Consider the following 13601-nt stretch of genomic DNA (forward strand, 5'->3'; position numbering starts at 1 on the left):
ATACGGTGGCTGCATGACCCGCATCATCGCCGGCGCCGCCGGCAACACGACGCTCCGTGTGCCGAAGTCCGGCACCCGGCCGACGAGCGACCGGGTGCGCGAGGCACTCTTCTCGTCGTTGGAGGCCCGTGGGCTCGTCGACGACACGTCCGTCGCGGACCTCTACGCCGGCACCGGTGCCCTCGGGCTCGAAGCGGCGTCGCGCGGTGCGGTCGAGGTCGTGCTGGTCGACCGCGCGTCGGCCGCGGCGCAGGCGTGCCGGGCGAACGCGAAGGCCGTGCAGCAGCGGATCCCCGGGGTGCGGATCGACGTGCAGCCGCAGCCGGTGCTCGGGTACCTGCGCGGGACGGTGCGCACGTTCGACCTGGTGTTCATCGACCCGCCGTACGACGTGACCGAGCACGAGATCGCCGAGGTGCTCGAGACGCTCGTGCCGCGGTTGACCGCAGGTGCCGTCGTGGTGGTCGAGCGGAGCAAGCGTTCGCCCGAACCGACGTGGCCCGCTGGGCTCGACCCGTTCAGCAAGCGCAGCTACGGCGAGACCGTGGCGTGGGAGGCCGTCGCCGCCGCCGGCTGAGCCGCGCGGGCGTGGGTGGGTGGGTGGGTGTCGCTGGGTGGGCGTCGCTGGGTGGGCGCGTTTCGCGACGATCCACGAGTCGATCGACGCGTGCCGTGCCGCAAGATGCGCATGCATCGGATGCGTGCGCATCTTCCGACAGGACACCAGGTGATCGACGCGTGTTCCGTCGACAGATGCGCGCGCACTGACCGGGAGGCCCGGCTCGGCTCCGCCACGTCGCCTCCGTCCGCCGTCTGGCCGGGTGGGTCAGCCGGCGGCACCGTCCCAGTCGGCGTACGGGTCCCAGCCGGTCGTCGGCACGGGAGACCCGGCGCGCAGCAGGTCCGCGTCGCCGCGGTCGCGCACGACACCGATGCGGCGGAAGCCCCCGGCAGCACAGCCCCCGCGGGGAAGGTCGCGAGCAGGCCGTGGTCCTCGCCGCCGTGCAGAGCGACCTCGTCGAGCGGCGCATCGGCATCGAGTTCGAGCGTCACCCGGCTCGCACGGGCGAGCCGCCCGGCGTCGATCGCCAGGCCGTCGGACAGGTCGAGCATCGCCGACGCTCCGGCCGCCGCGGCGCGGGGCCCGTCGCCGATCGGAGGCACGGGTCGGCGCTGGCGGTCGACGCCGGGATCGGCGTCCGCACCGCTCGCCACCGTCGCTGCACGGTCCGGCTCGCCCTGCGCGTCCACGCCGTCACGGAAGAGCCGTGCGAGCCCGCGGGCAGCGCGACCGAGTTCGCCGGACACCGCCACGACGTCGCCCACACGAGCTCCTGACCGGAGCACCGGGGCGCGACCACCGAGGTCGCCGAACGCCGTCACCGCCACCGTGAAGGTCGCCGAGGTGGAGAGGTCGCCGCCGACCACACCGCATCCGGGTGCGAGGGCGTCGACAGCGAGGCGGAAGCCGTCCGCGATGCCCTCGAGCACCGCCACAGGGGTGTCCTGCGGTGCGGCGAGGGCGATGACGAGGCCGCTCGGCACCGCGCCCATCGCCGCGACGTCGGAGAGGTTCGTCGCGGCGGCCTTCCACCCGACGTCCTCGGGTGAGGACCACGCCCACCGGAAGTCCGGGCCGTGCACCATCATGTCCGTCGTCACGACGAACCGGCCGTCGGGAGCGGCGACCACGGCGCAGTCGTCCCCGGGGCCCACGAGCGGCGAGCCCGTCGGCAGGCGGCTCGTGATCCGGTCGAGGACGACCAGCTCGCCGAGCGCCCCCACGGTCGGTCCGGCCCAGGCGTCGTACGTCGCGTCCACACGAGAACGGTAGCCTGGACCGCGATGGACACCGCGCGCCGCACCCCTCGCACCCTCGCGATCGCGGGGGTCGTGATCGCCCTCGCTGCGGGACTGACCGGGTGCACCAACGCCGTCAGCATGAGCGCGGCACCCTCCGCGAACGCAGCGGCGTGCGCGGCGGCACAGGTGCGGTTGCCGGCGACCGTGGACTCGACGTACGACCTGCGGAACACCAACGCGCAGTCCACCGCGGCCTGGGGCGACCCCGAGGCCGCGCTGTACCACTGCGGCGTGGCCGTGCCGACCGTGTCCGACCTGCCGTGCGTCACGCTCGGGTCGGTCGACTGGATCCGCGACGACCGCGGGAAGCAGATCGTCTACACGACGTTCGGACGGTCCCCCGCGGTGCAGGTCGTCGTCGACACGTCGAAGACCGGCAGCTCGGTGCTGCAGGACCTCGCGACGGCGGTGTCGACGCTGCCGAAGGACGGCCACAAGTGCCTGGACCCGTCCGACGTGCAGGGCTGAGCCTACGGACGGTACAGCACCAACCAACCCTGTGCCCGGACCCGTCCGACGTGCAGGGCTGACACGCCCCGACCCGCCGAGCGTCAGCGGACGGCGGCGCGCCCCAGCTCGATGAGCTCGGTGACCAGCTCGCCGTAGGACACACCCGACGCCGCCCAGCAGCGCGGGTACATCGACAGCGGGGTGAACCCGGGCATCGTGTTGACCTCGTTCACGACGAAGCCGTCGTCGGTCAGGAAGCAGTCGACGCGGGCCAGCCCGGAGCCACCGATGGCCTCGAACGCACGGGCACCGATCGACCGGATCTCGTCGGTCTGCGCCTCGGTGAGCGGCGCCGGGCACAGCAGCGACTCGTCGCCACCGAGGTACTTCGACGCGAAGTCGTAGAAGCCGTCCTCGGCCACGACGATCTCGCCGGGCAGGCTCGTGCGCGGCGCACCGTCACGGCCCTCGAGCACGGCGACCTCGACCTCGCGGCCGACGACCCGGGGTTCGACGATCACCTTGGAGTCGTGCTCGAACGCCAGGTCCATCGCGGCACCGAGCTCGTCGGGCCCGTCGACGCGCGAGACGCCCATGCTCGACCCGGCGCGCGCCGGCTTCACGAACAGGGGCCAGCCGTGCGCCGCGATCGTCTCGGCGACGTCGACCGGGGCGGCTGCCCACTCGCGGCGGAGCACGGTCGTCCAGGGAGCGACCCGCAGACCGGCGTGCTCGAGGACGGCCTTCGCGACGTGCTTGTCCATCGCCAGGGCACTCGCGAGCACGCCGTCACCGACGTACGGCAGACCCGCGATCTCGAGCAGGCCCTGGATCGTGCCGTCCTCGCCGAACGGACCGTGCAGGATCGGGAACACCACGTCGACGGCGACGGTCGTGACCGAGCCGTCCGGGTGCGAGACGACGAGTTCGTTGGTCGCCGGCGAGGTCGGGAACGCCACACGCGTGCCGTTGTCGGGCACGGTCGGCAGGGAGCCGTCGCGGATCGCCCACTGCGAGGGGTCGTCGGACTGCAGCGTGAACGCGCCGTCCTTCGTGATGCCGATCGGGACGATCTCGTACTCGGTGCGGTCGACGACGTCCATGATGCCGCCGGCGGTCACGCAGCTGATCTCGTGCTCGCTCGAGCGCCCGCCGAACAGGACGGCGACGGTGGTCGTGGGAACGTCGGTTCCCTCGGGGATCGTGGGCACGGGAGTCCCTTCGTGACTCGGTGCGGGACCGGTCACTCGCCCTGGGGCTCGTCGGTCTCGGTGAGGTGCGGCGCGATGTTGCGCGGATCGAGCCTACCGGCGAGGACCTCGCCGACCTGGCTGACGATGGGCATGTCGACGCCGTTCGCGGCGGCGAGCTCGAGGATCGGTGCGACGGACGCCAGACCCTCGGCGGTCTGGTTCATCTGCCGCACGACCTCGTCGAACCGGTACCCCTGACCGAGCAGGCGCCCGGCGGTGTTGTTCCGGGACAGCGGCGACTGGCAGGTGGCGATGAGGTCACCGAGGCCCGCGAGGCCCGACAAGGTCGACGGCTGCGCGCCGAGCGACACCGCGAACTCGGTCATCTCGGCGAGGCCGCGGGTGATGATCGACGCCTTGGTGTTCTCGCCGTAACCGACGCCGTCGACGATGCCGATCGCCACGGCGATGAGGTTCTTCAGCACGCCGCCGAACTCGGTGCCGATGACGTCGGTGTTGATGAACGACCGGAAGTACGGGTTCGTCGCGACGGCGGCGACAGCGGTCGCGGTCTCCACGCTCGACGACGACACCACGGCGGCGGTCGGCTGCCGGCGGGCGATCTCGAGCGCCAGGTTCGGTCCGCTCGCGACGGCGATGCGGTCCTGGTCGATGCCGAGCCCCTGGAGCAGGACCTCGCTCATCCGCAGGCCGGTGCTCTTCTCGACGCCCTTCATCAGGCTGACGACGGGAACACCGGCGGGGAGGAGCTCACGGATCGCGTCGAGGTTCGAGCGCAGGGTCTGCGACGGCACCGACACGTACACCTGGGTGGCGCCGTCGAGCACCTGCTCGAGCGACGTCGACGCCGTGAGGGTGCGGGGCAGGTTGATGCCGGGCAGGTAGTCGGAGTTCCGCTTCGTCTCGGTGATCTCGCGGGCGACCTCGGGACGACGGGCCCACACCACCGTGGAGGCACCGCCCTCGGCGAGCACCTTCGCGAACGTGGTGCCCCAGCTGCCGGCACCGATGACCGCGACACGGGGCTTGTCGGTCGACTGCATCACCACCCGGATCGCGGCGGTGTCGAAGGCACCCGGCGCTGCGGCGACGGGGTCGGGACGATCGTCGTGCGGGCGGAGGTCACTCAAACCGGCCGGTCTCCTTCTGGTTGTTCGCCGCCGGGTCCCAGCGGGTCTTCGGGGCCTGCTCGCCACGGAGCTGCTCGAGCAGCTCCGTGATGCGCTGCATGAGCAGCTCGGTGGCCTCGATCAGCATCTGCTGGTCGATCGGCCGGCCACGGTAGGCGGACAGGTCGACGGGGTCGCCGACGATGACGTCCACGCGCGACCGCGGGAAGAGGCGGAGCTTGTTCGAGTAGCGCGCCATGATGCCCTGCGTGCCCCAGTGGGCCATCGGGATCAGCGGCACGTCGTTCTCGAGCGCGATGCGGACCGCGCCGGTCTTGCCGCGCATCGGCCACAGGTCGGGGTCGCGGGTGAGCGTGCCCTCGGGGTAGACGATGATCGCTCCACCCTGCTCGATGAGCGACCGGCCACCGCCGAGCGGGTCGCTCAACCGGGTGCGGCCGGAGCGCTCGACCGGGATCTGGCCCATGCCGGACATGAGCTTGCCGAAGACGGGCACCTTGAACAGCGACGCCTTGGCCAGGAAGCGCGGGGCCCGCCGACTGATGTAGACGGCGGTGCCGACGACCAGCGGGTCGATGTTCGTGAAGTGGTTCGGCGCGAGCACGAAGGCACCGTCCGCCGGCAGGCGGTTCGGGCCGTACCAGTGGTAGTTCGACGAGAACCGGAACGTCGGGATGACGACCGACGCCACGATGCGGAACGCGGGGTTGAGCTCCCCACGCTTCCAACGCCGTCCACGCACCGGCAGGCCGGTCGCGACCTGCACGGCGGACGCGTCACGGGCCTCCCGGCCATCGCCCTGGCGCGACGGGCCGTCACCCGGACGCGACGGACCGTCACCCGGCTGCGGAACCGACACCGCGACTAACCCGCGAAGTCGAAGTCGGCGCCCAGCTTCCGCAGCTTCGGGATGAAGTGCTCGTAGCCGCGGCTGATGATGCCGACGTTGGTGATGTGGGACTCGCCGTCGGCGGTCAGCGCCGCGATGAGGTGGCTGAAGCCACCGCGCAGGTCGGGGACCCGGACGTTCGCCGCGTGCAGCGTCGTCGGACCGGTGATGACCGCGGCCTGCTCGAACGGACGGCGGGCGACACGGCGGTCGTGCCCGGGGAGGCCTTCCTTGTGGACGACGATGTCGGCGCCCATCTCGTTCAGCGCGTCGGTGAAGCCGAAGCGGTTCTCGTACACGGTCTCGTGCACGATGCTCTGGCCCTCGGCCTGGGTCAGCGCCACGACGAGCGGCTGCTGCCAGTCGGTCATGAAGCCGGGGTGCACGTCGGTCTCGATGACGACGGGCTTGAGGGTGTCGCGCTCGCGGTAGAACCGGATGCCGTCCTCTTGCACGTCGAAGCCGCCGCCGACCTTGCGGAAGACGTTGAGGAACGTCATGAGCTCCTGCTGGTTCGCCCCCTCGACGAAGATGTCGCCGTCGGTGGCGAGCGCGGCGGAGGCCCAGCTGGCTGCCTCGTTGCGGTCGTTGATCGCACGGTGGGTGTAGCCGCGCAGCGACTCGACGCCCTCGATGAAGATCACGCGGTTCGGCTCGACGGACACGATCGCGCCCATCTTCTGCAGGATCGCGATGAGGTCCATGATCTCGGGCTCGATCGCCGCGTTCCGCAGCTCCGTGACGCCGGTCGCCAGGACGGACGACAGCAGGACCTGCTCGGTCGCACCGACGCTCGGGTACGGCAGCTCGATCGACGCGCCCTTCAGCCCGTTCGGAGCCGTCAGGTGGATGCCGTTGACCTGCTTGTCGACGACGGCACCCATGGCGCGGAGCGCGTCGAGGTGGAAGTCGATCGGGCGGTCGCCGATGCGGCAGCCACCGAGGTCGGGGATGAACGCCTCGCCCAGCTTGTGCAGCAGCGGGCCGCAGAACAGGATCGGGATGCGGCTCGAGCCGGCGTGGGCGTCGATCTCGGCGAAGTGCGCCGACTCGACGTTGGCCGGGTCGAGGATGAGCTCGCCTCGTGCAGGATCGGTGATGCGCACGCCGTGCACCTCGAGCAGCCCGCGGACGACCTTGACGTCGGAGATGTCCGGGACGTCCTTGAGGATCGACGGGGTGTCACCGAGCAGCGACGCCACCATGGCCTTGGTCGCGAGGTTCTTCGCCCCGCGGACCTCGATGCGCCCCACGAGCGGCTTGCCCCCGCGGATGACGATCTCGTCCGACTTGAGGCCCACGCGCGCCCCTGCGGCCGCTGCGTCCTGTACGAGAGAGTTCACTACTTCACCGGCAATGTCTTCGGCCGCCAACTGGAGCGGCGGGATTCGAACTCCGTGATCGAGGTCTCGTCACGGAGGGTGAGCCCGATGTCGTCGAGCCCTTCCATCAACCGCCAACGAGTGTAAGCGTCGATCTCGAAGGGGACGTCCACATCCCCGAGCGACACGCGCTGCGCCACCAGGTCCACGGTCGCCGACACCCCCGGGTTCCGCTCGATCTCGGCCCAGAGCCGCTCGACTTCCGATTCGGTCACGATCGCGGTGACCAGGCCCTGCTTGCCCGCGTTGCCCTTGAAGATGTCGGCGAACCGGGGCGAGATCACGACCGCGAAGCCGAAGTCGCGGAGCGCCCACACCGCGTGCTCGCGCGACGAACCGGTACCGAAGTCGGGACCGGCGACGAGCACCTTCGCGCCCTGGTACTCGGGCTGGTTCAGCACGAACGCGGGGTCCTGCCGCCAGCCGGAGAACAGGGCGTCCTCGAAGCCGGTCTTCGTGACGCGCTTGAGGTAGACCGCGGGGATGATCTGGTCGGTGTCGACGTTCGACCGCTTGAGCGGGGCAGCGATGCCGGTGACGGTGGTGATCTTGTCCATCAGACTGCCCCTTCCAGGACGGTGTTCGCTTCGGAGTTCTCCAGGTCCCACGGGCTGGACAGCGTGCCGCGGATCGCGGTGGCGGCGGCGACGAGCGGCGACACCAGGTGGGTGCGCCCACCCTTGCCCTGGCGCCCCTCGAAGTTGCGGTTCGAGGTACTCGCGCAGCGCTCCCCGGGGCGAGCTGGTCGGGGTTCATGCCGAGGCACATCGAGCACCCGGCGAACCGCCACTCGGCGCCGAACTCCTTGATCACGACGTCGAGCCCCTCGGCCTCGGCCTCGAGCCGCACCCGGGCGGACCCCGGCACGACCATGACCCGGACGCCGTCGGCCTTCTTGCGGCCCTGGATGATCGACGCGAAGGCCCGCAGGTCCTCGATGCGCGAGTTCGTGCACGAGCCCATGAAGACCGCGTCGACGGCGATGTCCTTCATCGGGGTGCCGGCGGCGATGTCCATGTACTCGAGGGCCCGCTGCGCGGCGGCCTGGTCGTTCGGGTCGCTGTAGCTGGCGGGGTCGGGGACGCTCTCGGACAGCGAGACGCCCTGGCCGGGGTTGGTGCCCCAGGTGACGAAGGGCTCGAGCTCGTCGGCGTCGATGAAGACCTCGGCGTCGAACACGGCGTCGTCGTCGGTCGCCAGGGTGTCCCAGTACGCGACGGCGTCGTCCCAGTCGGCACCGGTCGGGGCGTGGTCGCGGCCCTGGACGTAGTCGTAGGTGATCTGGTCGGGGGCGACCATGCCGGCGCGGGCTCCGGCCTCGATCGACATGTTGCAGATGGTCATCCGGCCCTCCATCGAGAGCGCGCGGATCGCGGAGCCGCGGTACTCGAGCACGTAGCCCTGTCCGCCGCCGGTGCCGATCTTGGCGATGACCGCCAGGATGATGTCCTTCGCGGTCACACCCGGACGCAGCGTGCCCTCGACCGTGATCGCCATCGTCTTGAAGGGCTTCAGCGGCAGGGTCTGCGTCGCCAGCACGTGCTCGACCTCGGAGGTGCCGATGCCGAACGCCATCGCACCGAACGCCCCGTGGGTGCTGGTGTGCGAGTCGCCGCAGACCACGGTGATGCCGGGCATCGTCAGGCCGAGCTGCGGGCCGACGACGTGCACGATCCCCTGCTCCTTGTCGCCGAGCGAGTGCAGGCGGACGCCGAACTCCTCGCAGTTGCGGCGCAGGGTCTCGATCTGGATCCGGCTCGTCGGGTCCGCGATGGGGCGGTCGATGGCGAGCGTCGGGGTGTTGTGGTCCTCGGTCGCGATCGTCAGGTCCAACCGGCGCACCGGGCGGCCGGCCTGGCGCAGGCCGTCGAACGCCTGCGGGCTCGTGACCTCGTGCACGAGGTGGAGGTCGATGTAGAGGAGGTCCGGGTTCCCGTCCTCGCCCTTGACCACGACGTGGTCGTCCCACACCTTCTCGGCGAGCGTCCTACCCATGAGCTCGACTCCCTCGTTCTCGTCGTCCGGCGCCGCTGGTGCGGCGCTGCCGTCACCGCTGACGCGGCGCGATCCGCCGACTCTACCAGGTTGGTATACCAACGCGGGTCACGGGCGCCGCGTGGTGCGACGGTCGACCGGGAGGCCCGTGGCGACTCCGCGACACCCGTCGCGGTGGGAAGATGGTCGGGACATGACGACACCTGCGCACTCGACCCGGACGATCAACCTCGAGGGCGCGGCACGCGCAGCGATCGCGGGCGGTGCACCACTGGCGCTGCTCATCGCCCTCGGGATGCCGGGGTACGCCGCATTCGCCATGTTCGCCGGCTTCACCGCGATCTTCGGGGCGACCGAGCCGTACCGGCAGCGCGCCGTCACCACGGGCGTCGCGGGTGCGCTGCAGACCCTGTGCATGTTCGCGGGCATCGGTGTCGCCCTGCTCGGTTCCCCGCTCTGGTTGCAGGCGGCCGGGCTCGTCGTGGTGCTCGTCATCGCGGTCTGCACCCTGTCGACCCTGCGGACGATCCCCGCGCAGCCGATCTTCCCCGTGTTCGCGTTCGTGGTCTCCGCCCTCGTGCCGCTCAGGCCCGCAGACGTCCCGCTCGTCGCGACGATCATCGTCTGCTCGGTCGTCTGGGCGTGGCTCGTCGCGATGTCCGGGTTCGTCATCCGGCACGTGTGGCACCCGCGCGTCCCGCACCGGTTCCGGCCGCTGGCGCCGCTCAAGGAGCGCGGCTTCGGCATCCTCCGCACGGCCGCACTGTGGGAGACCGTGGCGCTCAACGTCGTGGGGTCCCTCGTCGCCGGCGCGGTGGCGTCGACCATCCCCTGGCTCGGGCACCCGTACTGGGCTGTCATCGCGGTGGTGTCGACCCTGCCGGCCCTCCGCCAGCGGCACACCGTGATCCGGGCGTTCCAGCGCTTCATCGGCACGATCGGCGGCACCGTGATCGCCATCGGGATCCTGCTGCTCGAGCCGTCGGCGTGGTGGATCGTCGTCATCGCCGTGGTGGGGCAGTTCTTCGCGGAGATCTTCGTCGCCCGGAACTACGCCGTCTGCCTGCTGTTCCTGACGCCGCTCGCCCTCGCCGTGTCGTGGCTGAGCCTGCCCGAGGCCCCGGAGCTCCTCGCGCTCGACCGGGTCGCGCAGACCACCCTCGGTGCGCTCGTCAGCGTCGGGCTGCTGTTCGCGGGGCGCGCGATCGAGCGGCGGCGCGGCCGTGCCCTCGGCGCCACGAGCGCGATCCGTACCGTCTGAGTACCTGGAGACCCGTGCCGTACCTAGTCGTTCCGGGCGTACCTGACCATTTCTTCTGACCAGGTACGCCCGATTCCACCGACCATCGCGCGCGTTCGGGGAAAGAACGGGCGCGTCAGTCGCGGGGCTGGATGTTCCAGGCGTCGATGACCGGGCGGCCGTGCTCGTAACCGAGGACGCTGATCGATGCGGTGCCGAGCTTCAGCACGGCACCGTCCTGCGGCGCGAGTCGGATCCACGCGGCGCCGAGGGCACGCAGCACGTGGCCGTGCGCGATGAACACGGCGTCCTGCCCCTCGGCGAGCACCGGACGAGCGCGGTCCAGGATGCGCTCGACGCGGACCCGGACCTCCGCGGCGTTCTCACCGGGGGTGTCACCGGCAGGCACTCCGTCGGTCCAGAGGTCCCACGGCCCGTGGCGCAGCACCTTGATCTGCGGGGTGGTGAGCCCCTCGTACGCGCCGTAGTCCCACTCGTACAGGTCCTCGTCGAGCTCGGGGTCGACGCCGATCAGGTGCGCGGTGTCGCGCGCACGCTGCAGCGGACTCGACAGGGCCAACGCGAACGAGCGGTCGGCCAGGTACCGGCCGGCGCGCTTCGCCTGCTCGACACCGTTGTCCGTCAGCGGGATGTCGGTGCGGCCGGTGTGCTGCCCGCTCTTCGACCACTCCGTCTCTCCGTGACGGACGAGGACGAGTTCGCCGGGGCGTTCCGAGGTCATGAGTTCCTTCCGATCCAGAGGCCGAGCGCGGCTGCGCCGACCGAGACGACGAGCATCCCGAGGCCGTGCAGGACGGCGAGCCGGGGCTTGCCGGATCGGAGGAGCTGGACGGTCTCGACGCTCGCCGTCGAGAACGTCGTGTACCCACCCATCATGCCCGTCCCGAGCACCGCGACCGCCGGGAGCGGGATCGTGCCGGCCTGCCCGAGGCCGGTGAGCAGCCCGAGCACGAACGATCCGGACACGTTGATGAGCACGGTCCCGAGCGGGAACCCGGCAGTCCGCGAGCGTGACGTGCGGGTCCTGACGAGTCCGTCGAGCAGGAACCGGAGCGCGGCTCCGACTCCGCCGCCGACGGCGACGAGCAGCAGGTCGAGCGCGTTCACGACGCGCCTCCGTCCGGGCCGGTCGACGCCGGTCGGAACCGCCCGGCGAGCCAGATCCCGAGGGCGACGGCGCCGAGCCCGAGGACCACGGACAGCAGTGCGTACCCGCTGCCCGCACCCCACCGGCCGACGTCGAGCAGCTGCGCGGTGTCGTCGGCGAGCGTGCTGTACGTCGTGAAGCCGCCGAGCACGCCGGTGCCGACGAACAGCCGGAGCGTGCGACGGCCTCCGACGTCGGGGCCACGCCGCGCGAGCGCCTCGAGCAGGAGCCCGAGACAGAAGGCCCCGATGACGTTGATCGCGAGGATCACCCAGCTGATGCCGTGGTGTGCGGGGAACGCTTCGGCGAGCAGTGCCCGGATGGCGGTCCCGATGGCGCCGCCGAGCGCGACGAGGGCGAGGAAGCGCCAGCGGAGGTGCGGCGGTCGCGCATCGGTCATCGGTACTCCTATCGCCGAGCACGCCGGATCGATCCCGCGCGTGCGGTGTTCTCGGGATAGGGACCGTTGGCGCCTCGTGCGCGGTTGGGTCCGGCAGGCCCCACTGCCGGGTCTGACGACCCGTCCAGCGTACTGCTCAGTCGGCGACGGCGGCGATCGCCTCGACCTCGACGAGCTGGTCGTCGTAGCCGAGGACGGTCACGCCGAGCAGTGTGCTCGGCACGTCGTGGTCCCCCATCGCGGCGCGGACGACGTCCCAGGCAGCGACGAGGTCCTGCAGCTCGGTCGTCGCGACGAGCACCCGCGTCTGGACGAGGTCGTCGACACCCGCGCCGGCGGCTGCGAGCGCCGTCCGCAGGTTCGCGATGCACTGCGCGGCCTGCCCGGCCACGTCACCGACGGCGACCGTCGCGCCGTGCTCGTCGAGCGGACACGCCCCCGCGAGGAACACGAGCCGTGTCCCGGCCGGCACGGTGGACGCGTAGGCGTACTCCGCGACGTCGCTGAGCGCTGCGGACCGGATGAGCTGGACGGCACTGGACACGGAAGCAGCCTGACACACGACGACGAAACCCCCGGCGAGCCGGAGCTCGTCGGGGGTTTCGTGGTGCTGGTGACCCCAGCGGGATTCGAACCCGCGTTACCGCCGTGAGAGGGCAGCGTACTAGGCCGCTATACGATGGGGCCGCGGCTGTTGTCGGACTCGGAGCACGTCACCTGTGGTGACCCCAGCGGGATTCGAACCCGCGTTACCGCCGTGAGAGGGCAGCGTACTAGGCCGCTATACGATGGGGCCGTTCCGACAACTCGACAAGTATTGCACAAGCCGCGCATCGCGCCAAAACGAGGCGTGTCGCCCGGGTGTGCCGCCATGCCGCGCCCGGCATACGGCGCTGGTTGCATGTGCAGATTCCGACGGAACACCGGTTGAACGACGCGCGTTCTGTCGCAACATGCACACGCATCCGTTGCGTGCGCATCGAGCGTCGAAACACCCGTTGAACGACGAGCGTGCTATCGCAACATGCGCACGCATCGGTCGCGCGGCCGTGGACGCGACCGCCCAGCGGACGGGAGGCGCGGGGCGGGCCCGCCAGGGGCCTCCCGTCCGACCGCACGCACGTCCGGGCCGCGCCGCGTGGGCAGGAACGGTCGCGTCCCGCGCGGTCAGATCGTGAGCGATTCCCCCGGCCGCAGGATCTCGAGGACGCCGCTCGGCGCGAGCGCCTCGCGGAGCCGACCGGTGTGCATGCCGTAGCCGATGTCGGAGAGCGTGGCCTCGTGGATCGGGTAGGCACGGGCCGGGGCGAGCGCGGCGACGTAGTCCATCATCTCGGCGACCTTGAGCCACGGGGCTCCGATCGGTGCAGCGAGGACCTCGACAGGGACGCCCGGGTCGGTGTACGAGTCGCCGGGGTGGAAGAGCGTGCGGTTCACGAGCACGCCGGTGTTGTCGACGATCGGCACCGAGGAGTGGATGAGCTGGTGCCGCGTGCCGTGGAAGTCGAGTCCGAACGGGCCGACGGTGCGGTGGTCCCCGTCGGTGACGACCTCGACCGCGATGCCGGAATCGGCGAGCGCCGCGCGCACACCCTCGGGGCCGAACACGACGGCGTCGGGGTTGGCGGCGAGGATCCGGTGCAGCTGCTCGGGCGTGACGTGGTCGGGGTGCTCGTGGGTGACGACGACCGCGACGACCCCGGTCACGTCGACGGGGCGGGTGAAGTTCCCCGGGTCGAGCACCAGGCGGGTGTCGCCGTCCGACAGGATCTGGCAGGCGTGTTCGAGCTTCGTGACCTCCATGCGGGCGACGCTACCCGCGGCGGGCTTGGGCCGACTCGGCCGGCGCCGACTCGGCCGGCGCCGACTC

13 protein-coding genes, 2 tRNA genes and 2 pseudogenes are annotated in these 13601 nt (G+C 71.2%); 3 read left to right on the forward strand and 14 right to left on the reverse strand.

Annotation, left to right across the window (positions count from 1 at the left end; genetic code table 11):
• The first annotated feature begins 13 nt into the window (after positions 1-13).
• Positions 14-577 carry an RsmD family RNA methyltransferase gene (locus JN350_RS14445; RefSeq protein ID WP_205462618.1) on the forward strand — a complete coding sequence of 188 codons (564 nt, stop codon included), beginning with the start codon at positions 14-16 and terminating at the stop codon, positions 575-577.
• 249 nt (positions 578-826) lie between these two features.
• Here JN350_RS14445 and thiL read toward each other — a convergent pair.
• Positions 827-1821 (reverse strand): annotated as a pseudogene (thiL, locus tag JN350_RS14450) (thiamine-phosphate kinase).
• A 24-nt stretch (positions 1822-1845) separates the two neighbouring features.
• Here thiL and JN350_RS14455 point away from each other — a divergent pair.
• Positions 1846-2331, forward strand: a complete 486-nt coding sequence (locus JN350_RS14455; RefSeq protein WP_205462619.1) for a DUF3515 family protein — start codon at positions 1846-1848, stop codon at positions 2329-2331.
• An 83-nt stretch (positions 2332-2414) separates the two neighbouring features.
• On the opposite strand, the gene JN350_RS14460 is transcribed toward JN350_RS14455, so the two are convergent.
• The 6 genes and pseudogenes from JN350_RS14460 to leuC all read right to left on the reverse strand — a co-directional run bounded on the left by JN350_RS14460 (position 2415) and on the right by leuC (position 8923).
• Positions 2415-3524, reverse strand: coding sequence for a D-alanine--D-alanine ligase family protein (locus JN350_RS14460; RefSeq protein WP_275897994.1), 1110 nt, complete (start codon positions 3522-3524; stop codon positions 2415-2417).
• Between the two features lie 32 nt (positions 3525-3556).
• On the reverse strand, positions 3557-4570 hold the full coding sequence (locus JN350_RS14465; RefSeq protein WP_111086095.1) for an NAD(P)H-dependent glycerol-3-phosphate dehydrogenase: 1014 nt from the start codon (positions 4568-4570) through the stop codon (positions 3557-3559).
• Positions 4571-4649: 79 nt separating this feature from the next.
• Complete coding sequence (locus JN350_RS14470; RefSeq protein WP_240347347.1) at positions 4650-5423, reverse strand: lysophospholipid acyltransferase family protein; 774 nt, start codon at positions 5421-5423, stop codon at positions 4650-4652.
• 98 nt (positions 5424-5521) lie between these two features.
• Positions 5522-6889 carry a UDP-N-acetylglucosamine 1-carboxyvinyltransferase gene (gene murA, locus JN350_RS14475; protein WP_123294811.1) on the reverse strand — a complete coding sequence of 456 codons (1368 nt, stop codon included), beginning with the start codon at positions 6887-6889 and terminating at the stop codon, positions 5522-5524.
• Positions 6889-7485: a 3-isopropylmalate dehydratase small subunit gene (gene leuD, locus JN350_RS14480; protein ID WP_205462620.1), complete on the reverse strand. Its 597-nt coding sequence runs from the start codon at positions 7483-7485 to the stop codon at positions 6889-6891. The genes murA and leuD overlap by 1 nt, the downstream gene beginning before the upstream one ends.
• Positions 7485-8923 (reverse strand): annotated as a pseudogene (gene leuC, locus JN350_RS14485) (3-isopropylmalate dehydratase large subunit). The gene leuD and the pseudogene leuC overlap by 1 nt, the downstream one beginning before the upstream one ends.
• Positions 8924-9116: 193 nt before the next feature.
• Between leuC and JN350_RS14490 the strand changes: the two are divergent.
• A complete protein-coding gene (locus JN350_RS14490; RefSeq protein WP_205462621.1) occupies positions 9117-10184 on the forward strand; it encodes an FUSC family protein in 1068 nt (355 codons plus the stop codon).
• A gap of 115 nt (positions 10185-10299) precedes the next feature.
• Here JN350_RS14490 and JN350_RS14495 read toward each other — a convergent pair whose 3' ends face one another.
• From JN350_RS14495 to JN350_RS14525, 7 genes are all read right to left on the reverse strand, one after another.
• Positions 10300-10905, reverse strand: a complete 606-nt coding sequence (locus JN350_RS14495) for a histidine phosphatase family protein (protein ID WP_205462622.1) — start codon at positions 10903-10905, stop codon at positions 10300-10302.
• Positions 10902-11291, reverse strand: a complete 390-nt coding sequence (crcB, locus tag JN350_RS14500; protein WP_205462623.1) for a fluoride efflux transporter CrcB — start codon at positions 11289-11291, stop codon at positions 10902-10904. The genes JN350_RS14495 and crcB overlap by 4 nt, the downstream gene beginning before the upstream one ends.
• Positions 11288-11731 (reverse strand): fluoride efflux transporter FluC, encoded by a 444-nt coding sequence (locus tag JN350_RS14505; protein WP_205462624.1) that lies wholly within the window; start codon positions 11729-11731, stop codon positions 11288-11290. The genes crcB and JN350_RS14505 overlap by 4 nt, the downstream gene beginning before the upstream one ends.
• Before the next feature lie 136 nt (positions 11732-11867).
• Positions 11868-12275, reverse strand: coding sequence for a RidA family protein (locus tag JN350_RS14510; RefSeq protein WP_205462625.1), 408 nt, complete (start codon positions 12273-12275; stop codon positions 11868-11870).
• 67 nt (positions 12276-12342) lie between these two features.
• A tRNA-Glu gene (locus JN350_RS14515) sits at positions 12343-12418 on the reverse strand.
• Between the two features lie 33 nt (positions 12419-12451).
• Positions 12452-12527 (reverse strand) — tRNA-Glu (locus JN350_RS14520).
• Positions 12528-12898: 371 nt separating this feature from the next.
• Positions 12899-13534 carry an MBL fold metallo-hydrolase gene (locus tag JN350_RS14525; RefSeq protein WP_205462626.1) on the reverse strand — a complete coding sequence of 212 codons (636 nt, stop codon included), beginning with the start codon at positions 13532-13534 and terminating at the stop codon, positions 12899-12901.
• Positions 13535-13601 lie beyond the last annotated feature (67 nt).

This window comes from Curtobacterium sp. 24E2 (assembly GCF_016925595.1).
In the GTDB taxonomy this organism is placed as follows: Bacteria; Actinomycetota; Actinomycetes; order Actinomycetales; family Microbacteriaceae; genus Curtobacterium.

Excerpts from the sequence above, each read along its gene's own strand:
- JN350_RS14465 (WP_111086095.1), bottom strand. The coding sequence starts at position 4,570 with ATGCAGTCGACCGACAAGCCCCGTGTCGCGGTCATCGGTGCCGGCAGC.
- JN350_RS14525 (WP_205462626.1), bottom strand. The coding sequence starts at position 13,534 with ATGGAGGTCACGAAGCTCGAACACGCCTGCCAGATCCTGTCGGACGGC.
- JN350_RS14445 (WP_205462618.1), top strand. The coding sequence starts at position 14 with ATGACCCGCATCATCGCCGGCGCCGCCGGCAACACGACGCTCCGTGTG.
- JN350_RS14455 (WP_205462619.1), top strand. The coding sequence starts at position 1,846 with ATGGACACCGCGCGCCGCACCCCTCGCACCCTCGCGATCGCGGGGGTC.
- leuD (WP_205462620.1), bottom strand. The coding sequence starts at position 7,485 with ATGGACAAGATCACCACCGTCACCGGCATCGCTGCCCCGCTCAAGCGG.
- JN350_RS14505 (WP_205462624.1), bottom strand. The coding sequence starts at position 11,731 with ATGACCGATGCGCGACCGCCGCACCTCCGCTGGCGCTTCCTCGCCCTC.
- JN350_RS14495 (WP_205462622.1), bottom strand. The coding sequence starts at position 10,905 with ATGACCTCGGAACGCCCCGGCGAACTCGTCCTCGTCCGTCACGGAGAG.
- JN350_RS14490 (WP_205462621.1), top strand. The coding sequence starts at position 9,117 with ATGACGACACCTGCGCACTCGACCCGGACGATCAACCTCGAGGGCGCG.